Here is a 21477-nt window from a genome sequence, read left to right as displayed (position 1 = left end):
CTGCCTGGGCGTTCAGCTGGCTAACGGATGAAATAAATCGTGGCAAACAGCGCGATCCAAACGATGTCGACGAAGTGCCAGTAATACGAAACGACGATGGCTGCAGTGGCCTGCGCAGGCGTGAACTTGCTGACCTTCGTGCGGAACAGCAGGAACACGAAAGCGATGAGGCCGCCGATGACGTGCAGGCCGTGGAAACCGGTGGTCATGTAGAACACCGAGCCGTACACGCTGCCCGGGATGGTCGTGCCGTCCTTCACCAGGGTGATGTACTCGTAGCCCTGGCCGAGCACGAAGAAGGTGCCCATGCCGAGGGTGACGATGTACCACCGGCGCAGGCCGAAGACGTCGCCGCGCTCGGCGGCGAAGACGCCCAGCTGGCAGGTGAAGGAAGAAGCGATCAGCACCATGGTGATCGGTACCGCCAACCACAGGTTCAAGTGGGTGGGCGGGGGCGGCCACATGCCCTCCGGGGCCTGTGCCCGTGCCACGAAGTACATGGCGAAGAGCCCTGCGAAAAACATGAGCTCACTGGACAACCACACGATGGTGCCGACGCTGACCAGGTTGGGCCGGTTCAACGAGTGCACGCGCTGTGTGATTGCAGATCCTGAAGTCCCTACTGCGCTCGTCACGCTGGCTAGTATGACCCGTCGTAGTACGTCTTGGGCAATCGGGGCCGAAATCGGCGCGTCCGTGCAGGTCCCAGCCCTGCATTTCTCCAGGTGGGCACTCGGTGGCGGGTGCTCGGAAGGGTGCCACACGGGACATTTCGGAGGGTCGCGGAGGTCACGTGCGATCGTGGTGACATGAGTACTGGAAAGGGTCTTCGGGGGTGGCTGCGGTCCCTGGTCGGCCGGCGCAGCGAACCACTCGACGCGAAGCGGGCCGACCTGGTCGTGGTCGTCTCGTCATTCGACGACGCGGAGGCGTGTTCGACGGCGCTCGAGCGCGCCGCCGAGGCGACGCCTGCGTGGCAGGCCGAGGACGAGGCGGTTCTGCGGCATCACCTCGTCCTGCCCGCCGACACGGTGGACCGGGCGGTGGAACTGGCCGGCCAGGACGGCTACGTCGTGGCCGGAACCGGCGGCGGCAACGTCCCGCCCGCCGCCGTCGTCGAGGGTGCTCCGGTGATCCTGCAGCGTGTCCAGGTCCTCGATGCACTGCACTGTGCGCAGGAGAAGTCGCGCATGGCCTCGCTCGCCCAGCGGCTCGGTGGAACGGCCCTGGGATGGGACGCTCTGCAACCGCAGGATGCCGCTGGCTAAGCTGACCGGTCGGAGGGCACGCCGGTGCCCGGTGAGGAGCGAGATGCGGCGAGGGCAGGTGCGATGAACGCGACGCGAGACGCGGACGAGGTGACGCAGAACTGGCCCTCCGTCCTGGGAGTGCTCACCGCCGGACAGGACCTGTCCGCCGCCGAGGCGCGATGGGCGATGAGCGAGATCTTCTCCGACAACGCCACCCCCGCCCAGATCGCGGCCTTCGGCGTCGCTCTGAAGATGAAGGGCGAGACACCCGAGGAAGTGCGGGCACTCGCCGACACGATGCTCGACTACGCCCGGCTGGTCCCGGTCGACGGTGACGTGGTCGACGTGGTGGGCACCGGTGGCGACCGGGCGAACACCGTCAACATCTCCACGATGGCCTCGCTGGTCGTCGCCGCAGCGGGTATCCGCGTGGTCAAGCACGGCAACCGCGCCGCCTCGTCCAAGAGCGGCGGCGCCGACGTGCTCGAAGCGCTCGGGGTGCACATCGATCTCGGACCCGACGAGGTGGCCCGCTCGGTCGCCGAGGCCGGGATCGGATTCTGCTTCGCGCCGGTCTACCACCCGGCGCTGCGTTTCGCGGCCGCACCGCGCAAGCAGATCGGCATCCCGACGGTCTTCAACGTCCTCGGCCCGCTCACCAACCCGGCCCGCCCGAGTGCCGGTCTGATCGGATGCGCCTTCGAACCGCTCGTCCCGACCGTCGCCGGTGTGCTCGCGCAGCGCGGCAATTCGGCGCTCGTCGTCCGCGGCGACGACGGTCTCGACGAACTGACCACCTCCACGACCTCGCGCGTGCACATCGTCCACGGCGGCGAGGTCCGGGTCGTGACGCTCGATCCGCGCGATCTGGGCATCGAACGGGTTCCGCTCGAGGCGCTCCGCGGAGGCGACGCCACGGAGAACGCGGCGATCGCGCGGGCCGTCCTGGCGGGGGAGACGGGACCGGTGCGCGACGCCGTGCTCCTCAACGCCGCCGGGGCGATCGCAGCCTTCCGGGGCGTCGACGGCGTTCTCGAGGACGCCCTCACGGCCGGGCTCGAGACGGCGGCAGAGGCGATCGACAGCGGCCGGGCCACGGCCGTCCTGGAGCAGTGGGCAGAGGTCACCACGCGGCTGGGTGCCGGTTCCGGACAGAAGTGACCGGGGAAGAGTAAGGACACCGAACGACGGGCCCGCACTGCATCGGTGCGGGCTCGTCGTTCGTCGGTGGTGCTGCGGGGTGTCAGTTCCCGATCGAGAAGCCGGCCTCGACGTCGGCGCTCGAGTACGACTGGAACGCGATGTGGGTGACGGTCTTCGTCACGCCGTCGATCTTGTTGATGCCCCGGGTGACGACGTCCGCGATCTTCTCGTGGTCGCGGACCCGGACCACGGCCACGAGGTCGACGTCGCCTGCGCAGGAGTACACCGTGTCGACACCGTCGAGGTCGGCCACCGCTTGCGCGGTCTCGGGGATACGGTTCGCCTCGGCGTCGATCAGGACGATCGCGTTGATCATGTGGTCTCCTTCAACCTTCCTCGGGGATTGCATCAGCCTAAGCGGTACGGCTCGTCGGCGGAGAGGAGCCTGCGGACCGCGCGGGCGTCGCGTGCGAGCTCGGCCCACGCGCTCCACCGACCTGCGCCCCGTGTCGGTTCGCACCAGCCCTGGCTCGCCCGGACGATGCGGATGCCCTCGCCGTCGAGCCATCGAGCGACCAGACCGATCTCCTCCGGGGACGCGCCCCGGAGCGGGCCGGGTGACGGCCGCACGGTCTCGGCTGCGGCGACGATCGCGTCGACGACGGGCATCGGCCGCATACCGCGCGGCGCCACCCCTGCGGACGCGAGACGACCGGCGCGCACGACGGCGAACTCCCACCCGCCTTCGGCCCGCGGTCGCGCGGCGACGAGTTCGTCGACGGCCGCCAGCGCCGCGAGGCGTTGCGTGCGCCGCAGCGCGACGAGGGCGGCGGCGAGGCGGTCGCGCAGGCGGGCTGCGTTCTCGAACAACTGGTCGCGCACAAGGGCGTCGAGGCGCTCCTGCGCCGTCTCGACGGCGTCGTCGGTGGTCCCGCGGACGACCGCGCGCGCACGCTCGACCTGGGCCGCGTAGGCGGAGGCGTCCTGAACCCCGAAGGAGGCTGCGGCGCAGCCCCCGACGGCGACGGGCGGGCAGCGGTCGCCGTGGCGGGCCGTACGGCCGATCCTGCGCGTACACGTGCGCAGACCGCACATCTCCGCGAGCAGTGCCGCGACATCTGCGGCGTCGGCGCGCACCGAGAACGGGCCGACCGAGTCGGGTCCGGGGGTGCGGCTCACGGCCAGGCGCGGGAACGCCTCGTCCGTGAGGATGATCCACCAACCGCGCATCGGATACTTCGATCTGCGGTTGTAGGGAGGGGTGTGGGCCGCGATCAACCGGAGTTCGCGGACGCCGGCCTCGAGCCCGTGGGCGCATTCGACGTGATCGATGCGTGTGGTGAGCGCGACCATCTCGCGCAATCGCGGTCGCGTCTCGGAGCCCGTGAAATAGGTACGGACACGCCGGTGCAGGTCGACCGCCGTGCCGACGTACAACACCTCGTCCGACGGGCCGCGGAACATGTAGACGCCCGGTTTGCGCGGCAGATGCGCGGCGAGTGCGCGTTTGGCCCTCTGCTCGGCGGTGACCACCGGCATGTAGTCGCGCAGCTCGGTGAGGCTGTGGACGCCCTGGTTGCCGACCCGTTCGATGAGGGCGTGCAGGACGTCCACGGTGGCGCGCGCGTCGTCCAGGGCGCGGTGGGTGGGCACGGTGGAGACCCGGAACAGTTCGGCCAGCGCGGACAGCTTCACCGACGGCGCTTCGTCGCGTCCGAGGACGCGGCGGGCCAGCTTGACGGTGCACAGCACCTGGAAGCGGGGCCACGCGAGTTCGCATTGCGCTGTGGCGGCCTTGAGGAAGCCGACGTCGAATCCGGCGTTGTGTGCGACGAGCACCGCTCCGGACGCGAATTCCAGGAAGGCGGGCAGCACCTCCTCGATCTTGGGGGCCGCGTAGACCATGGCGGTGGTGATGCCGGTGAGCTGCACGATGTACGGGGGGATGGGTCGTCCCGGATCGACGAGGGTCGCGAACTCGCCGAGCACCTCACCCCCGCGGATCTTCACCGCTCCGATCTCTGTGATGGCGTCCTCGGCTGCCTTCCCGCCCGTCGTCTCGAGATCGACGACGACGAAGGTGGTCTCGCGCAGGGGAGTGTCGAGCTCGTCGAAACCGAGTTGCACGCCCAGGGCGGATGGTCGCGGCGAGGTCATGCGGCAGAGCCTAGGAAGCGTCACCGACACGCCGCCGAGCGGGCTTCGGAGTGGGTTCGAAGCAGGGGGAGACGAGGATCACACTGCGTTCTTTTCGGCTCGATGAGGGGTACGCGCAGGCCGGAAAACAGACCGATCGGCCTCCGAGGACGGCACTCCGGCGAATCGGGCGCATCGCCTCGTCGAAGGTCGGCGAGTCAGGGTGTCCTGACCTGGTTCTTCCGGAAAGGACTCGGATGAAACGGGCGCCGAGCCTCCCTCTGGTGGAGGCGCGTCGAACGGTGCCCGTTACCGCGCCGTTATCGGACCGTTGCCCCGCGGCGGCATTCCCCCAGGGGCGGGCCGAAACGATCGGGCCGCACGGTGAGGCGGTCGACTTCACCGATGCCGTTTCGTAATCTTTTCGAGACCGAGCGGAGAGTTTCCCGCCCCACCCCCGGGTCGGAGCCGCACGGTTACCGCCTAATCGCTTCTCCCGTCTGCGGGAGCAGCGAGCCGGGGACCCACACGTAGTACTCGGGGTGAATCCCCTCCGCCGCTCGCGGGGAGGGGTAGGGCTGATCTTCCGGCCCGAACCCGTCAGCTAACTCGGTCGGCGGGTGAACGGAAGAAACGGAGAACGTCCCCTCGTGGTTTCGAACAACAGCAAGCGCACCGTCCGGCGCGCACTCGTCGCCGGTGCCATTGCTCTCGGAGCAGTCACCGTCTCGGCCGGCCCGGCGATGGCCGAGCCGATCAACATTCCCGGTGTCGGAACGTTCGACCTCCCGGCCGGTGTGACCGTGCCGCCGGAGATCGCCAACATCGTTCCGCCGGCCCCCGAGGCGGCCCCCGCGCCTCAGGCCGGTTCCTTCACCGCCCCCTTCAGCTCCGTCGGCCAGCGCGCTGCCGACGCCGCACAGTCGAAGATCGGTGCCCCCTACGTCTACGGCGCCGCCGGCCCGAGCTCCTTCGACTGCTCGGGTCTCGTGCAGTGGGCCTACAAGCAGGCCGGTCTGAGCGTCCCGCGCACCAGCTACGAGCAGGCCTCCGCCGGTGCCCCGGTGGACGTCGCGGCTCTGCAGCCCGGTGACGTCGTGTCGTTCTACGGCGGCAGCCACACCGGCATCTACATCGGCGGCGGCAACATCGTGCACGCCTCCACCTCGAGCCAGCCGGTCAAGATCGCACCGCTGAACTCGATGCCGGTCGACGGCGCCCGTCGCTTCTGATCGACGGCGCCCCGTCGCTTCCGATCGGTCTGAGCACCCCCCCGCTCCAGCGCCGACGCACTGCCGAGGAGGGTGGGTCCGGTACGTACCGGACCCACCCTCCTCGTGTGTCTGCACGTCCCTGCCGATGCGCGAACTGCTTGCACAAACGGCCGCTGCGTGGGAGGGCTACTCGCAGGTAGACACAAACCTATGCAATTCCGTAACCTGATCGAGACCTTTGGGAAAGGATGCGAGCCCACGTGGTTTCCGACAGGACGAAGCACCTCGTACGAGTGCAGGACAGGCGACGGACCGGCCGTCCAGTGCTCGTCGTCGCGCTCGTGATGATGGTCCTCGGTTTCACTCTGGCGCCGGCGACGGCGCAACCCGCAGGGGAGAGTCCGGCCGCACGCCTCGAGCACCTCGCGGATCTGTCACGTCGCAGCGAACAGGCCACCGAGGCTTTGCACGCCGCCGGGGCGGATCTCGAAGCGAAGGTCGCGGCGCAGCACGAGGCCGAGGTGCGTGCCGGCCAGGCCGACGAGGCGCTCGGCGCCGCTCGCGCCGAGATCGCCCGCTTCAAGCCCACCGTCGACAAGCTCGCGCGGGCCAATTACCGCGGTGCGCGCACCAACCGGCTGTTCGCCGTGATGGTGAGCGACTCGCCCCAGCAGATGCTCGACCAGATGGTCCTGCTCGACGTCCTGGGCGAGCAGACCTCGCGTGAGGTCGAGGGCTTCCGGGCGGCCACCGCCGCTGCGGCCGAGGCGGCCGTCGCCGCACAGCATGCCGCCGACGAGGCACGTGCCGCCGCCGAGCAGGCCCAGACCCTCCGCGACGAACTCCAGCGGCGACAGGCCGACCTCGAGGAGCAGATCGAAGGGGTCCTGAACGCCTTCGAGGCGCTGAGCGACGCGGAGAAGGCCGAACTCGCCGGCACTCCCTTCCCTCCGGGCCTCGACGCCGAGAAGATCCTGCAGCACCTCGTCCCCGGCAGCAACGGCGCCGCGCTGCGCGCCGCCCTGTCGCGCATCGGCTCACCGTACGTGTGGGGCGCGACCGGCCCCGACCAGTTCGACTGCTCGGGACTGATGGTGTGGGCGTACCAGCAGGTCGGCAAGTCGCTGCCCCGGTCGAGTCAGGCCCAGGCGCAGGGCGGCATCCCCGTCTCCCGCGACAATCTGCAGCCCGGCGACCTCGTGATCTTCTACGACGACGCCTCCCACGTCGGAATGTACGTCGGCGACGGCAACATGGTGCACGCCTCGACCTTCGGTGTGCCGGTGAAGGTGCAGTCGATCGATCGCTTCCCGTTCCACAGCGCCCGGCGGTACTGACCGGGTAGAGGCGGGATCGCCGCCGGTGGACGAGGGCGTACGGGACCGCCTTCGGACGCCGACCTAGACTGACGCGGTGCCCGCGCGATCGCCCTTCACCGCCGGTACCCGCAAGTGGGAACGTCTCGGCCTGGCCGGACTCGTGGTCGCGCTGGTCACGGCAGGACTGCTACTGGCCGTCGACCCGGTGGACACCGACGACGCCGACAGCCGGGTACGGGCCGAACTGCAGGTCGTGCTCGACGACTGGGCGCATGCGGTCCGGACCGGCGACGACGGATCGCTCGCGGAGTTGATCGACGACGCGTCCCCGGAACTCCTCGACGCCGAACGGGAGCGGATCGCAGCGATCGCCGTCGTTCCCCTCGCCGATCTCGGCTACGAACTCGCCTCCGAACCCGCGCTGCCGCTGCCGCCCGAGACGATCGCCCGGTTCGCGGCCGACGAGGTACGGGCGCACCGCGTCCACCTGCGGTACGCCGTGGACGGAATCGACGACGTACCCACCCGACGGCCGGTGACCGTGCTGTTCGTGCACCGGCCGCAGGGCTGGCGGATCGCCGACGACGCACCCGATCTCGCCGGGGCGCAGACCGTCACCTGGCGAGGACCCTGGGACCACGGCAGCCTCCACCTCGCGACCGCGCAGACCGAGGGTGGTCGCTCGCTCGTGATCGGACACCCGGACAACGCCGCCTTCGTCGACGACCTGGCCGGCGACCTGCCGTCGGTGGTCGAGGCCGTCGACGACCTGTGGGGCGATTCCTGGCCGCGACGCGCACTGGTGGTCGTGACGTCCACACGCGAGGAGTTCTCGCACCTCGTCGGACCCCGGCACGACGGCGACGACATCGCGGCCGTCGCGGTCTCCGACGATGTCGATCACGAGCGCGGGATCGCCACCGGGCAGCGCATCGTCTTCAACCCGGCCGCGAGCGACCGGCTCGACGACACCTCCCGCCGGATCGTGCTCGCGCACGAGACGGTGCACGTCGCCGCACGCGCCGGCACCGTGGACGGCTCACCGATGTGGGTCCTCGAGGGCTTCGCCGACTACGTCGGCCACCGCACGGCCGCAGAGGGTCTCGAGACAGGGCCACTCGACGTGCAGCGGATCGCGCCGACGCTGACCCGGCAGGTACGGGCGTCGGGTGCACCGACGTCGCTGCCCGCCGACGGCGACTTCACCGGCGACCGGTCGGCGCTCGCCTACGAGAGCTCCTGGTCGATCGCCGCGTACACCGCGGACGAGTTCGGACACGACAGGCTCGTCTCCCTCTACCGCGCCCTCGCCGCGGGTCCCGTCACCGACGAGCGGCTCGACGACGTGCTCACCGACCTGCTCGGCGTCGACACCGCCGGCTTCGTGGACGGTTGGAGCCGCTGGCTCGGGGAGCGCATCCGCGACATCCGCTGACCGGGACGGTCCGGACCGGGGCCCATCGGCACCGTCCGGAGCCCGGGACCCGTCGACGCCTTCCCGTCGCGCTGCTTCTACGGTGGTCCCATGTCGCGGACCTTGCTGGTGACGAACGATTTCCCGCCCCGACCCGGGGGCATCCAGTCCTATCTGCACGCCTTCGCGAATCAGCTGCCGTCCGACGACCTGGTCGTCTACGCGCCGCGGTGGCGCGGCGACAGTCACGTGAAGTTCGACGCGCGGGTCCCCTTCGAGGTCGTCCGTCATCCCACGACGCTGATGCTGCCGACCCCCGACGTCGCGCGACGGGCCACTCGGCTGCTCACCGAACACGACTGCGACACAGTCTGGTTCGGAGCGGCTGCGCCGTTGGCTCTGCTGGCGCCCGTGCTGCGCCGTGCCGGCGCCCATCGCATCGTCGCCAGCACCCACGGCCACGAGGTGGGATGGTCGATGCTTCCCGCCGCCCGGCAGGCGCTGCGGCAGATCGGCGAGCACACCGACACCGTCACCTACGTCAGTCGCTACACGAGGGGGCGGTTCGCCTCGGCATTCGGCCCCGAAGCGGGTCTCGAACACCTGCCGTCCGGCGTGAACACCGACGTCTTCCGGCCCGATCCGGCGGCACGCGCCGAACTGCGGGCACGCTACGGTCTCGGCGACCGGCCCACCGTGCTGTGCCTGTCGCGCCTGGTGCCGCGTAAGGGGCAGGACGTGCTCATCCGCGCGCTGCCCGCGATCCGGAAGCGGATCGACGGTGCCGTCCTCGTGATCGTCGGCGGCGGACCGTACGAGTCGCGTCTGCGGGAGCTCGCCTGCCGCACGGAGGTCGAGGAGCACATCGTGTTCACCGGCACCGTGCCGTCGGCCGAACTCGCCGCGCACCACACCATCGCCGACGTGTTCGCGATGCCGTGCCGGACCCGCGGCGGCGGTCTCGACGTCGAGGGCCTGGGCATCGTGTACCTCGAGGCGTCCGCGACCGGGGTGCCCGTCGTGGCCGGCCGGTCGGGCGGTGCCCCGGAAACGGTGCGCGACGGTCGCACCGGTTACGTCGTCGACGGCACCTCCGTCACGGCCGTCGCGACCGCGGTGTCCGGTGTCCTCGCCGATCCCGATCGTGCCGCCGCGATGGGCGCGGCCGGTCGCGAGTGGGTCTCCACCGATTGGAGGTGGGACGTCCTGGGCGCCAGATTGCGCGGTTATCTCGACGCCTCGGCGCCCCCGAACGAGACGGTGACGCCGTCGGCGGGGTGACCGGACGGGCCGCCGACGCGATATGTGAAGCTGTCCTGCGTGAGCAGCATTCAGGTGGCGGACCAGACCTTCGTAGCGGCGCCCCCGGAGCGCATCGCCGAGGAGATCGCGGCCCTCGATCGGTGGCGTGCATGGTGGCCCGATCTCGTACTGACCGTGCGGGAGGACCGAGCCGAGAAGGGCATCCGGTGGACGGTGTCGGGTCCGCTCGACGGAACGATGGAGGTGTGGATCGAGCCGGTTCTCGACGGCGCGGTGCTCCACTACTTCCTGCACTGCGAACCGGCCGGTGTCGCGCCCGAGCGGGTGGCGGGGCTCGACCTCGCGGGAATGAACCGTACGCGCCGGGTCCAGGGAAAGGTGATGACCTTCGAGGTCAAGCAGCGTCTCGAGGCCGGTCGTCCGGCCGGTGAACCGCCGCGACACTGAAGCCACCGAAGGAGCGTCGTCCCGATACCGTTGTTCCTACGGTGTGATAGACCCTCGGGGCGGGACTGATCGGTGCACACCCGAGGGACCGAGAAAGGGAGCCGTCACCACATGGCCGAGAAGACGAAGAGGTCGATCACCATCGACGCGCCGGCCGAGCGCGTCATGGAGGTCATCGCAGATTTCGATGCCTATCCGACGTGGGTGTCGGCGGCAAAGACCGTGGAGGTCGTGGAACATCGACCCGACGGCCGGGCCGAACGCGTGCGCTTCGTCCTCGACGCCGGCATCGTCAAGGACACCTACGTCCTGCGGTACAAGTGGGCGCCCGACAACCGTGCCGTGAGCTGGGAGCTCGAGAGCGGTGAGATCCAGAAGGCCCAGTCCGGCTCGTACGTGCTGACCGAGGCCCCCGACGGCACGACGGTCGTCGACTACCAGCTCACCGTGGATCTCACGATCCCGATGATCGGTCTGTTCAAGCGCAAGGCGGAGAAGGTCATCACCGACACCGCGCTGAAGGAACTCAAGAAGCAGGTGGAGGGCTGAACGTCCGGCACGCCCCGGCCCGCGTGCGATGGTTCCTCGGAAAGGGCGGCGCCGGGAAGACGACCCTTGCCGCGGCCGAGGCGCTCGCGGCCGCCCGTGCGGGAGAGCCCGTGCTCGTCGTGTCCATCGACCGGGCGCACTCCCTCGGCGACGTGCTCGACCTGCCCCCGGCCACGAACCGGGACGCCGACGCGACGGACATCCGCACCGTCGAGGAGAACCTCGACATGGTGGAGATCGACTCGCTGCAGCTGCTCCGCACGCGCTACGCGGTCCTCGCGTCGATGGCGGCGCTCGCCGGGACGCACGAGCACGCCGATCGGTTCGACCTGCCCGAGCCCGACGAACTGACCGGACTTCCCGGCGTCGAGGAACTGCTCGTGCTCACCGAGGTCGCGCGACTCGCGGACAGCGGGAGGTGGGCTCTCGTCGTCGTCGACGCCCCGGCCTCCGCCGACGCCCTGCGCACCCTCACCGCGCCGCGCACGGTCTCCGATTCGCTGGAACGGATCTGGCCCCAGCACAGCCGGGTCGCAGCGGCCACCGGTCCGGACCCCCGCACGGGTGTCTTCGTCGCGCTGTTCGATCGGCTGCTGTCGGGGATCACCGCGGTACGCGACCTGCTCGACGATCGCGGACGCAGCGCCGCGGTGGTCGTGGCGACGCCCGACCGCGCCGGTCGTGCCGAGCTCGCACGGGTACGGTCGTGGCTCGCTCTGTCCGGCATGCGCGTCGACGCGGTCGTCGTCAACGGAGTCGTCCCCGCGGTGGGTGGTTCGGGTGCGGCCGCGCGGCTGCTCGCCGACCAACGGGCCGCGCACGAGGCGATCGTCGCCGAGATCGGGGCGGCCGTCACCGACGTTCCCGTGATCGTGTGCGAGCGCCGCGCCGCGGAGCCGGTAGGGTTGGCAGCTCTGGAGGAGCTCGCCACGGCGCTCCGCCGCGACGCACCCGTTCCCTCGTCGGAGACCGACGAGCCGGTCCGGGTGCAGCACGAATCGGGAACGGGGGTGGAGTCGGTGTACGCGATGCGCATGTACCTGCCGCTCGCCGATCCCGCGTCCCTGACACTCGGACGGATCGGCGACGACCTCGTCGTCGGCGCCGACGGGATGCGACGCCGGGTGCGACTCGCTTCGGGGCTGCGCCGGTGCACCGTCTCCGATGCCGAGTTCGACGGAACCGATCTGGTGGTGCGATTCGTACCGGATCCGGCGGTGTGGCCGCTGTGAGGGACGATCACGAAGCCCTGATCTCCGAGTTGTTGCTGCTCGCCGACGCCGTTCTCGACCGCGTCGAGGGCACGGTGCAGCAGTTCGTCGCCGCGACCGGCGACGCGTCGGCTCATACCGCGCCCGGTTCGACGGCGCCGGGTGACGCCGAGGCCGCAACCACCCCGAGTGGGTGCGCGTGGTGCCCGCTCTGCGCCGCCGCAGCCCTGGTTCGCGGCGAGAACCACGAACTGGTCAGCAGGCTGGCGTCGAAACTGGCGGCGTTGATCGCGCTGCTGCGGGAGTTCCTCGCGCAGTTCCTGCCCGCGACCGGTGGCGTCCCGCCCGAGCCGACACCCGATCCGCCGACGCGGGATCGCCCGGCCTTCGAGCCGATCTCCGTCAACCTCCGCACGTGAACACGCACGACCCCGGGCTCACGGTCGGGATCGACATCGGGGGCACGAGCATCCGCGCGGCGGCCGTCGACCGTAACGGCGACGTCGTCGACAGTGTGCGCACGCAGACGCCGTCCTCCGCGGTCGCCCTCGAGAACGCGCTGCACCGGCTCGTCGAGCATCTGCGCGACCGCAACGACATCGCAGCGGTCGGGCTGGGGGTCGCGGGCTTCCTCACCGAGGACCGCACCACCGTGCGGTTCGCGCCGCATCTGCCCTGGCGCGATACGCCGCTCGCCGAGACGCTCACCGAACGCTTCGGGTTGCCGGTCGTCCTCGAACACGACGCCAATGCCGCGGCCTGGGCCGAGTACCGCTTCGGCGCCGCCGCGGGCAGCACGATCGCGGTGATGGTCGCGCTCGGAACGGGCATCGGCGCCGCCCTGCTGCTCGACGGCAGGATCTATCGCGGTGCCTACGGTGTGGCGCCCGAGCTCGGTCACCTGCAGGTCGTGCCCAACGGTCGGCCCTGCCCGTGCGGCAAGCAGGGGTGCTGGGAACGGTATTGCAGCGGAACGGGTCTCGTGGACACGACCGTCGAGATGCTCGCGGCCGAACCCGGGCGGTCCGTTCTCGCGGGCGAGATCGCCTCGGATCCCGGATCGCTCACCGGCCGGCGGATCGCGGGCGCAGCCCACGACGGCGACCCCGTCGCGCTCGCGGCCTTCGACGATTTCGCCCGCAGGCTCGGGCTCGGCCTCGCGCTCGTCGCCGACGTCTACGACCCCGAGCTCGTCGTCATCGGGGGAGGGGTCTCCGGTTCCGCGCCGCTGTTCCTCGACGCCGCGCGCGAGCACTACGCGGCCGTGACCACCGGCGCCGGCCATCGTCCTCTCGCGCGCGTCCGGGTCGCGCAGCTCGGCGACGCCGCCGGGCTCATCGGTGCCGCCGATCTCGCCCGCTCCGCGATCGAAACCTCACGACCACCGCTGTCGTCGAATTTCCCTGTAGGTGAGATTCGCCGGAGGTGAGATTATCGTCACGTCGACGTGGAAAGGGTGGGGTCGGGCACTGAGGCGATGTGCGAGTGGCAGTCGCATCGTCGTAGAGTCGACCGGCGGGCGGTGCTGCACCGATCCGTGTGGGGGATGATCGGATTCGGGAAGGATGCCATGTGGTACTGGCTGTTCAAGTACGTCCTCCTGGGACCGCTGCTGTGGCTCATAGGACGTCCGAAGTTCGAAGGCGGCGAGAACATTCCGGCGCACGGACCGGCGATCCTGGCCAGTAACCACCGGGCCGTCCTCGACTCGTTCTACCTTCCCCTCCTGGTACGCCGGCGCATCACCTTCCTCGCGAAGAGCGAGTACTTCACCGGCACCGGACTCAAGGGCGCCTTCCAGCGCTGGTTCTTCTCGTCGGTCGGGCAGGTCCCCATCGACCGCACCGGCGCCGACGCCGCGCAGGATGCGCTCAACGCCGGGGTCCGGGTGCTCGGCCAGGGCAAGCTGCTCGGCATCTATCCCGAGGGCACCCGCTCACCCGACGGACGCCTCTACAAGGGCAAGACCGGCCTCGCGCGACTGGCGCTGGAGACCGGCGTCCCCGTGATCCCCGTCGCCATGATCGGCACCGACCGGATGAACCCCATCGGGTCGAAGATGTGGCGACCGGCGAAGATCACCGTCCGGATCGGCGAGCCCATCGACTTCTCCCGGTTCGAGGGCATGGGCGGAAACAGGTTCGTGGAGCGCACCGTCACCGACGAGGTCATGTACTCGCTCATGCAGTTGTCGGGTCAGGAGTACGTCGACATCTACGCCGCCTCCCTCAAGAACAAGGGCTCGGCGAACGAGTCGGGGGCCGGGGACACGGGCGCGTCGACGAACGGCAGTGCCGCGACCCCGCCGCAGGACGGTTCCGTCGCGGACCGCGTTCCCGACACGCGTGCCGGGTGAGCAGGTGCGCTACTTCTACGACTGTGAGTTCATCGAGGACGGACGCACGATCGAACTCGTCTCGATCGGTGTCGCCTGCGAGGACGGCCGCGAGTTCTACGCGGTGTCGACCGAATTCGACCCGACCCGGGCCGGAGCCTGGGTGCGCCGCAACGTCCTCCCGAAGCTCCCGCCCCCGGCGCACCCCGCCTGGAAGTCGCGATCGAGGATCCGCGACGACCTGCTGAAGTTCCTCGTGCCCCGACCGGGCATCCGGCCCGAACTGTGGGCGTGGATCGGGGCCTACGACCACGTCGTGCTCGTCCAGCTGTGGGGCACCATGCCCGAACTCCCGGACGTCCTGCCCCGCTTCACCCGCGAGCTCCGGCAGTACTGGGAGGACTCGGGCTCACCGCCCCTGCCCCCGGCGCCGGACGACAACCACGACGCGCTCGCCGACGCCCGCCACAACCTCGCGAAGTTCGAAGCGATCGAGGCTGCTCGCCGGTCGCGGTGACGCGGGTAACGGGGTGCTGCGCCGCTTCCGGCCGTCACGCCATATCCTGGACGGGTGAACTGGACTGTCGACGTGCCGATCGACCGCTTGCCCGAACTTCCCCCGTTGCCCGAGGAGCTGCGTGCCAACCTCGACGCGGCGCTCGCAAAGCCGGCGCTGCAGCAGCCCAGCTGGCCCGAGGAACAGGCCGCGGCGATGCGCACCGTGCTCGAGAGCGTGCCTCCCATCACCGTGCCCCGCGAGGTCGAGGAGCTGCAGAACCAGCTCGCCGCCGTCGCTCGCGGTGAGGCCTTCCTCCTCCAGGGCGGCGACTGCGCCGAGACGTTCGCGGACAACACCGAGCCGCACATCAAGGGCAACATCCGCACGCTGCTGCAGATGGCGGTGGTGCTGACCTACGGTGCGTCGACGCCGGTCGTGAAGGTCGCGCGGATCGCCGGCCAGTACGCCAAGCCTCGTTCGTCCGACACCGACGCGCTCGGTCTGCCGTCCTACCGCGGCGACATGGTCAACTCGCTGGTCGCCGATGCCGAGGTGCGCAGGCACGATCCGTCGCGCCTCGTGCGCGCTTACGCGAACGCGAGCGCCGCGATGAACCTCGTGCGTGCCGTCACCGCCGCCGGTGAGGCCGACCTGCACCGCGTGCACGACTGGAACCGGGCCTTCGTCTCGGCCTCGCCTGCCGGTGCCCGCTACGAGGCGCTCGCCTCCGAGATCGATCGCGGTCTGCGGTTCATGGACGCGTGCGGTGTCGTCGACCCGAACCTGCGCGCGGCGACGATCTACGCCAGCCACGAGGCCCTCGTCCTCGACTACGAGCGTGCGATGCTGCGCCTCGACAACTCGGGCGACAAGCCGCGCCTGTACGACCTGTCGGCCCACTTCCTCTGGATCGGCGATCGCACCCGCCAGCTCGACGGCGCGCACATCGCGTTCGCGGAGCTGCTGTCGAACCCGATCGGTCTGAAGATCGGTCCGTCGACCACCCCGGAGATGGCCGTCGAGTACGTCGAGCGCCTGGATCCGCACAACACGCCGGGCCGGCTGACCCTGATCTCTCGGATGGGTCACTCGAAGGTCCGCGACCTGCTGCCCGGCATCATCGAGCGCGTCGAGGCCTCCGGTCACAAGGTGATCTGGCAGTGCGACCCGATGCACGGCAACACCCACGAGGCGTCCACCGGCTACAAGACCCGTCACTTCGACCGCATCGTCGACGAGGTGCAGGGCTTCTTCGAGGTGCACCGCGCGCTCGGCACGCATCCGGGTGGCATCCACGTCGAGCTCACCGGTGAGGACGTCACCGAGTGCCTCGGCGGTGCCCAGGACATCTCCGATCTCGACCTGCACGGTCGCTACGAGACGGCGTGCGATCCGCGGCTGAACACGCAGCAGTCGATCGAACTCGCGTTCCTCGTGGCGGAGATGCTCCGCGGGTAGGGAACAGGCGGTCGGATCAGGGCAGTGCGGTCAGCGTGACCGTGCTGCCCTGTTCTGCTCTCCGGCCCGCCCCGGGATTCTGGCCGATCACGACCGAGCGGTCGGAGTCGCCGAGTTGCCGCACCTCGACCTCGAAACCGAGGCGGGTGAGCTCGTCGCGGGCCGAGCCCACCGAGCGTCCCAACATCGACGGCACCTTCACTGCATTGGATACAAGGAGGGTGACGGTTCCGCCGGCGCTGACGTCTTCGCCCTCCTCCGGGTCGGTGCCGACGACCCGCCCCTCGTCGACATCGGCGTCGAAGACCTCACGGATCTCCCCGACGGTCAGGCCGGCCTCGTCGAGGATGCGACGCGCCTCGTCGACGGGCCGACCGGTCAGGTCGGGCAGGGTCACGGGCGGCGATCCCTTGCTGATCACGAGCGCGACCTCCGCCCCCACGGGCAGGACGGTGCCGGGCGCGGGGTCGAGCGCGGCCACTCCGCCCTCGGGCACCGTGGTGCTGAACGCGGTACCGCCCTCGACCGGTTCGAAGGTGCGGCTCCGCAGTTCGTCCTCGACGACGGATCTCTCACCGGCGCCGGGAATGGACGGGACGGTGGGTCTGCCGAGCGACACGAGCAACGCGATCGTGTCGCCGTCGGGCACGCGTGAGCCCGCGGTGGGGTCGGTGCCGAGGACGGTGTCGACGGGAACGTCGTCGGAGTACTCGCCCCGGATCTCGCTGGACAACCCGGCCGTCTCGATCGCGGACACGGCCGCCGCCCGGTCGAGTCCCAGCACGGTCGGGACGTCGGTGAGCCGGCCGGCGCCGAGCCACCATCCGGCGATCCCCATGAACAACGCGAGCACGATGATCGCGGCGATCCAGCCGGCGGCGGACCGGCGTTGACGGCGACGGTCGGCGGCGTAGTCGGGCCGGGGCGCCACCGGTTCGGTGTCGGGACGCGGATGGGTGCGGGTCGCGACCCGGGTCGGGTGCGGGCGCGTGGCCGGAGTATTCGGGCCAGGCGTGGCCGGTGCATTCGGGTCGGGTGGGGCCGGCACGGCGGTCTGCACGGTCGTCGGAGCATGCGAGGTCGCGGCCGAGCCGGGGAGCACCGTCGTCGGCGGAGCAGGATCGGCATGCCCGGAAGCGGCGCCGTCGACGGTGCGGGTCGGCGCCGCGGCATCGGGATCCACCACGGGTGGCGTCCGCACCGCGGATCGTCTCGGAGCCGGAACCCGGTAGCGGGGGAGATCGAGCGTGTCGCAGATCTCGCCGAGCGCGTCGGCCATCACCTGCGCGTCGGCGTAGCGTTCCGACGGTTCGCGTTCGGTGGCCCGGCGGACGAAGGCGTCCAGTTCCGGCGGGACCCCGTCGATAGCCGAACTGGGATCCGGCACGTCCTTCTCCACGCGCTGGTACGCCACCGACAGGGACGTGTCGCCGGTGAAGGGAGTGCGACCGGTGAGCATCTCGTACACGAGAACACCGGCGGAGTAGACGTCGCTGCGCGCGTCGGCGCTGCCGACGGTCACCTGCTCCGGGGACAGGTACGCCGCCGTGCCGAGGATCACGCTGCGCGAGGTGGTGGTCGCGGCGGCGACCGCCCGGACGAGCCCGAAGTCGGCGATCTTCACCTCGCCGTTGCCGGAGATGAGGATGTTCTCGGGCTTGATGTCGCGGTGCACGAGACCCGCGCGGTGGGCGACGGCCAGGGCTCCGAGGACCGGCGCGGCCACGGCGGCCGCGGCGTGCGGCGGCATCGGTCCGCGTTCGCGCAGCAGTTCGCGCAGGGTACCGCCTTCGACGAGCTCCATGACGAGGAAGACGTGATCGCCGTCCTGGCCCTGGTCGTAGACCGCGACGAGCCCGGGATGCGTCAGTCGTGCGACGGACCTGGCCTCGAACTCGAACCGTGCCAGGAACTGGGGATCGGCCGCGAACTGCGGATCCATGATCTTCACGGCGACGGGACGGTCGAGACGCATGTCGGTGCCGCGGTAGACGGTCGACATGCCGCCCCGCGCGATCTGCGATTCGATGCGATAACGCCGGTCGAGCACGACGCCGACCAGTCGGTCGCCTCCAGCGGTCACCCGGTGTACCCCCGTGTCTCGTGCGTGATGGTGGGACGCCGGTACCCGGGCCTTCGAGGTATCGACGTGACGAAGGTCCGGCTCCGCGTGTGCGGAGCGATTTCGTCCCCGTCGATCGTAGCCAGCTCCCGTGGACGGTAGCCGCGTAGCTGCCCGCGCGGCCGCAGCGATAACGTGGTGGGGTGAGTGCAATCCCTTACTGCGACGACGTTCTCGACCGCTCCGTCCCCGTGGTGCAGCTCGTCGATGTGGCCAAGAGCCTCGGCGTCGCCACTTCCCGCGTGCACCAGATGGTGCGCGACCGGCAGTTGCTGGCGTTCAAGCGCGACCGCGTGCCGGTCCTGCCCGAGGCCTTCCTCGACGACGAGGGGAACGTTCTCAAGGGTCTTCCCGGCCTGATCGCAGTGCTGCACGACGGCGGTTACGAGGACGACGAGATCCTGCAGTGGCTCTTCGCCGAGGACGATTCTCTTCCCGGTGGATGCCCCGTGGCCGCGATGCACACGCAGTCCGCGCGCGAGGTCATGCGGCGGGCGCAGGCGCTCGCCTTCTGAGTTCGTGATGCTTGCCGAGCAGCAGATCGTCACCGCTGCCGGAGCAGCGAACCGGTGACGTACTCGGTGAGCATGACCGCGGCGCGCGTGCGGCGCGGAACCGTCGCGCGCCGGTCGAGCACCCGGAACCCGCTGCGTTCGACCTCGTCGAGGATCCGCCCGTAGAGCGTGAAGGCCGCGCGGATACCCGGTCGGATCCGGCCGGGGAGTACCGCCAGCCCGGGTTCGGCCTTGCGATATTCGGCGCGGGTCAACGCGACCGCGTGGGCGAGTGCCCGCCGGACCTTCGGATCCACCGTGCCGGTGTGCCGGCCTTCCTGCAGCAGGTCGATGTCGACCCCGAACGCCGACCACAGTTCGAGCGGGATGTAGACGCGTCCGCGTTCGAGGTCCTCGCCCACGTCGCGGATGAAGTTGGTGAGCTGGAATGCTTCCCCGAGCGCTGCTGCGGCGGGCGGGGCGGCCGGATCGTCGATGTCGAGGATCGGTAGCAGTTCGAGACCGATCACCGCTGCCGAGCCGTACATGTACTCGCGCAGTTCCTCCATGGTCCCGTAGCGGGGCCGGAACTCGGGCGTGCCCGGCACGTCCATGCGCATGGAACGGATGAAGGCCTCGAAGTACCCGGTCGGGATGCGGTACTGCTCGATCGTGTCGGCGAGCGCGCGGACCACGAGACCCGTGTCGTCGAGCGGGCCGGGATCGCCCGCGAGCGCGGCGTGCAGGCGGGTGTGCGCGTCGTCGACACCGCGGATCGCGGCCTCCGGGTCGTCCACGGCGGTGACGTCGACGATGTCGTCGACGTGTCGGGCGAAGCCGTAGAGCGCGTGCACGGCGTGTCGCCGCGAGGCGGGTAGCAGCCGGGTCGCGAGGTTGTAGGTGCGTCCGTGTTCGGCGGTGAGCTCGGCGCAGTAGGCGTAGGCCCGGGTGAGATCGTCGGCCGCGATCCCCGTGGGGCGCTCAGGCACGGTCGTCCCGGGCAGCGCCGGCGGGCGATGCCGGTCGCGGTCGTAACCGCAGGCGCAGCGGGTCGTAGGTGACCAGCGAACGGGCCGCGACGATCGAAGCGAACACCGCGAGTGCGACGTGCGCGATGTTGTACATCCCGATCGACCCGTCGGGGTTGAAGATCAACATCAGCCAGGTCGACAGCCCGACGAGCACCATGAGCACCCGAGGCGACATCGCGAAGGCGGCGGCGACGGCGAGCGGCCAGGAGTAGTACCAGGGCAGCGCGGCGGGCGAGAGCAGGGTCACCGCGGTCAGCGCCACGACGATCCCGAAGATCGCGTCGCGCTCGGTGCGGCGGAAGCGCCACCACGCCCACACGAGGATCACCACCAGCGCGATCGCGCAGAGCATGCGCGTGATGTCGAGGACCGATCCGAGTCGCCACGGGGTGACCCACGTGACGGCGTGCGCCATCATCGTCGGCAGCGACAACCAGTTGATGATCTTCGACGAGCCCGACAGGGCGGTGAGCCAGCCGATGCCCACACCCGCGAGCAGCGAGGTGCCACCGAAGACTGCGGCGAAGACCACCAGTCCCAGGCCGGCGGCCTTGACGAACAGACGGACGGGCGCTGCCGGTTCGCGTCCCTCGGCAAGCGCACGATCGCGTTCGTGGATCATCCACACCCACACCAGGAAGGGCAGTGCCAATCCTGCGGTGGCCTTGATCGCGGCGCCGAGCGAGACCAGGGCGATGCCGCCGAGGTGCCGGCCCTCGAGCACGAGCACGATGCCGGCGATCATGAGACCGACCATCAGCAACTCGTTGTGCACACCGCCGACGAGGTGGATCAACACGAGCGGGTTCAACACCGCGAGCCACAGGGCGATCGCGGGATTCCCGCCCATGCGACGGGCGAGTTTCGGCACGGCCCACGCCATCAGTGCCAGGCCGGGAAGCATGGTCAGGCGCCACAACCAGGTGCCCGTCACCACGTTGTCGTCGGTGATGGACGTGATGCCCGCACCGAGCAGCAGGTGGACGGGCCCGTAGGGCGTGGTCGTCGTCGTCCACACATTGCTGACGTTGTCGAGCAGGACGCCCGGATTGACGACCGGGCCCACCTCGTACGGATCGAAACCGTCGCGCAGCAGTGCGCCCTGCGCGAGGTAGGAGTAGGCGTCGCGGCTGAACATCGGGGTGGCGACCAGCAGGGGAGCGGTCCACGCCGGCAGCACCGTCCACAGATCGCGCACCGTGACGTGGCCGGCGAGGGTCGCCCGGCCGACACGCACCCACGCTGCGATCATGAGGAGCACACCGACCCACAGGATGATCCGCGAGAGCAACTGGCCGTGGCCGAACCGCAGCCACGACAGATAGATGTCCTCGAGGAGCGGATCGACCCGGCGGACACTGCCCGACCCGAAACTGCCGAAGGTCATGAGTACCGCGCCCCACGCGCCGAGCAGCGCGGCGTGGCCGGCGGGACTCCTCAGGAATGCGCGCTTCGGGCGCTCACCCTTCGGTGCGGCCGTCCCCTCCGGCGCGGGCGAGGTCTGTGGCTCGGCGTCGGGCGAGGCAGGGGACGACATCGGTACGGTTCCTCCCCCGTGGACGTGTGGATGCGCGGCGCGCAGGTAGCTGGCG

21 protein-coding genes and 1 riboswitch are annotated in these 21477 nt (G+C 70.2%); of the genes, 15 read left to right on the top strand and 6 right to left on the bottom strand.

The annotated features are described in order from the left end of the window. Positions 1 to 20: 20 nt before the first annotated feature. The gene (ctaE, locus tag C6Y44_RS15605; RefSeq protein WP_120283293.1) at positions 21 to 635 is read right to left on the bottom strand and encodes an aa3-type cytochrome oxidase subunit III; all 615 of its coding nucleotides are present in this window, start codon (positions 633 to 635) and stop codon (positions 21 to 23) included. A 174-nt stretch (positions 636 to 809) separates the two neighbouring features. Between ctaE and C6Y44_RS15600 the strand changes: the two genes are divergently transcribed. Both C6Y44_RS15600 and trpD read left to right on the top strand, forming a co-directional pair. Then, positions 810 to 1268 (top strand): hypothetical protein, encoded by a 459-nt coding sequence (locus C6Y44_RS15600; protein ID WP_159418031.1) that lies wholly within the window; start codon positions 810 to 812, stop codon positions 1266 to 1268. 63 nt (positions 1269 to 1331) lie between these two features. Further along, positions 1332 to 2411, top strand: a complete 1080-nt coding sequence (gene trpD / locus C6Y44_RS15595) for an anthranilate phosphoribosyltransferase (RefSeq protein WP_120283289.1) — start codon at positions 1332 to 1334, stop codon at positions 2409 to 2411. 82 nt (positions 2412 to 2493) lie between these two features. Here the strand turns inward: trpD and C6Y44_RS15590 are convergent, their stop codons facing one another. Together C6Y44_RS15590 and C6Y44_RS15585 are read right to left on the bottom strand one after the other, a co-directional pair. Beyond that, complete coding sequence (locus tag C6Y44_RS15590) at positions 2494 to 2769, bottom strand: Lrp/AsnC family transcriptional regulator (RefSeq protein WP_016693842.1); 276 nt, start codon at positions 2767 to 2769, stop codon at positions 2494 to 2496. Positions 2770 to 2801: 32 nt separating this feature from the next. Then, the gene (locus tag C6Y44_RS15585) at positions 2802 to 4550 is read right to left on the bottom strand and encodes a DEDD exonuclease domain-containing protein (RefSeq protein WP_159418032.1); all 1749 of its coding nucleotides are present in this window, start codon (positions 4548 to 4550) and stop codon (positions 2802 to 2804) included. A gap of 449 nt (positions 4551 to 4999) precedes the next feature. Next, positions 5000 to 5164: riboswitch (cyclic di-AMP (ydaO/yuaA leader) on the top strand. A gap of 15 nt (positions 5165 to 5179) precedes the next feature. Here C6Y44_RS15585 and C6Y44_RS15580 point away from each other — a divergent pair. The 12 genes from C6Y44_RS15580 (at position 5180) to C6Y44_RS15525 (ending at position 16238) form a co-directional block, all read left to right on the top strand. Then, entirely contained in the window at positions 5180 to 5761 is a 582-nt protein-coding gene (locus C6Y44_RS15580) for a C40 family peptidase (protein ID WP_059380920.1), read from the top strand. A 275-nt stretch (positions 5762 to 6036) separates the two neighbouring features. Further along, on the top strand, positions 6037 to 7080 hold the full coding sequence (locus C6Y44_RS15575) for a C40 family peptidase (RefSeq protein WP_159419191.1): 1044 nt from the start codon (positions 6037 to 6039) through the stop codon (positions 7078 to 7080). Between the two features lie 76 nt (positions 7081 to 7156). Continuing rightward, on the top strand, positions 7157 to 8497 hold the full coding sequence (locus C6Y44_RS15570) for a hypothetical protein (RefSeq protein WP_159418033.1): 1341 nt from the start codon (positions 7157 to 7159) through the stop codon (positions 8495 to 8497). A 90-nt stretch (positions 8498 to 8587) separates the two neighbouring features. Further along, a complete protein-coding gene (locus C6Y44_RS15565) occupies positions 8588 to 9757 on the top strand; it encodes a glycosyltransferase family 4 protein (protein WP_159418034.1) in 1170 nt (389 codons plus the stop codon). A 39-nt stretch (positions 9758 to 9796) separates the two neighbouring features. Continuing rightward, positions 9797 to 10186 carry a polyketide cyclase / dehydrase and lipid transport gene (locus C6Y44_RS15560; protein ID WP_192378488.1) on the top strand — a complete coding sequence of 130 codons (390 nt, stop codon included), beginning with the start codon at positions 9797 to 9799 and terminating at the stop codon, positions 10184 to 10186. 111 nt (positions 10187 to 10297) lie between these two features. Next, positions 10298 to 10735: an SRPBCC family protein gene (locus C6Y44_RS15555; protein ID WP_060652790.1), complete on the top strand. Its 438-nt coding sequence runs from the start codon at positions 10298 to 10300 to the stop codon at positions 10733 to 10735. A 23-nt stretch (positions 10736 to 10758) separates the two neighbouring features. Next, positions 10759 to 11967 (top strand): ArsA family ATPase, encoded by a 1209-nt coding sequence (locus C6Y44_RS15550; RefSeq protein WP_159418036.1) that lies wholly within the window; start codon positions 10759 to 10761, stop codon positions 11965 to 11967. Further along, positions 11955 to 12365: a hypothetical protein gene (locus tag C6Y44_RS15545; protein WP_120283275.1), complete on the top strand. Its 411-nt coding sequence runs from the start codon at positions 11955 to 11957 to the stop codon at positions 12363 to 12365. Before C6Y44_RS15550 ends, C6Y44_RS15545 begins: the two co-directional genes overlap by 13 nt. Beyond that, positions 12362 to 13375, top strand: a complete 1014-nt coding sequence (locus C6Y44_RS15540; RefSeq protein ID WP_192378487.1) for an ROK family glucokinase — start codon at positions 12362 to 12364, stop codon at positions 13373 to 13375. Before C6Y44_RS15545 ends, C6Y44_RS15540 begins: the two co-directional genes overlap by 4 nt. A 141-nt stretch (positions 13376 to 13516) precedes the next feature. Beyond that, positions 13517 to 14302, top strand: coding sequence for a lysophospholipid acyltransferase family protein (locus C6Y44_RS15535; protein ID WP_120284373.1), 786 nt, complete (start codon positions 13517 to 13519; stop codon positions 14300 to 14302). A gap of 4 nt (positions 14303 to 14306) precedes the next feature. After that, the gene (locus tag C6Y44_RS15530; RefSeq protein ID WP_026061497.1) at positions 14307 to 14798 is read left to right on the top strand and encodes a polyadenylate-specific 3'-exoribonuclease AS; all 492 of its coding nucleotides are present in this window, start codon (positions 14307 to 14309) and stop codon (positions 14796 to 14798) included. A 54-nt stretch (positions 14799 to 14852) separates the two neighbouring features. Beyond that, complete coding sequence (locus tag C6Y44_RS15525) at positions 14853 to 16238, top strand: class II 3-deoxy-7-phosphoheptulonate synthase (protein WP_060652794.1); 1386 nt, start codon at positions 14853 to 14855, stop codon at positions 16236 to 16238. Positions 16239 to 16254: 16 nt separating this feature from the next. On the opposite strand, the gene pknB is transcribed toward C6Y44_RS15525, so the two are convergent. Then, a complete protein-coding gene (pknB, locus tag C6Y44_RS15520) occupies positions 16255 to 18321 on the bottom strand; it encodes a Stk1 family PASTA domain-containing Ser/Thr kinase (protein ID WP_159418038.1) in 2067 nt (688 codons plus the stop codon). 182 nt (positions 18322 to 18503) lie between these two features. Between pknB and C6Y44_RS15515 the strand changes: the two genes are divergently transcribed. Then, complete coding sequence (locus C6Y44_RS15515) at positions 18504 to 18875, top strand: Rv2175c family DNA-binding protein (RefSeq protein ID WP_225623576.1); 372 nt, start codon at positions 18504 to 18506, stop codon at positions 18873 to 18875. A 29-nt stretch (positions 18876 to 18904) separates the two neighbouring features. Here the strand turns inward: C6Y44_RS15515 and C6Y44_RS15510 are convergent, their stop codons facing one another. Together C6Y44_RS15510 and C6Y44_RS15505 are read right to left on the bottom strand one after the other, a co-directional pair. After that, complete coding sequence (locus tag C6Y44_RS15510; RefSeq protein ID WP_159418039.1) at positions 18905 to 19843, bottom strand: phytoene/squalene synthase family protein; 939 nt, start codon at positions 19841 to 19843, stop codon at positions 18905 to 18907. Beyond that, the gene (locus C6Y44_RS15505; RefSeq protein WP_174247023.1) at positions 19836 to 21422 is read right to left on the bottom strand and encodes an alpha-(1->6)-mannopyranosyltransferase A; all 1587 of its coding nucleotides are present in this window, start codon (positions 21420 to 21422) and stop codon (positions 19836 to 19838) included. Before C6Y44_RS15505 ends, C6Y44_RS15510 begins: the two co-directional genes overlap by 8 nt. Between the last annotated feature and the right edge of the window lie 55 nt (positions 21423 to 21477).

Origin of the sequence: Rhodococcus rhodochrous (assembly GCF_014854695.1) — a bacterium.
GTDB lineage: Bacteria > Actinomycetota > Actinomycetes > Mycobacteriales > Mycobacteriaceae > Rhodococcus.
This window is presented reverse-complemented; position numbering and strand designations above follow the sequence as displayed.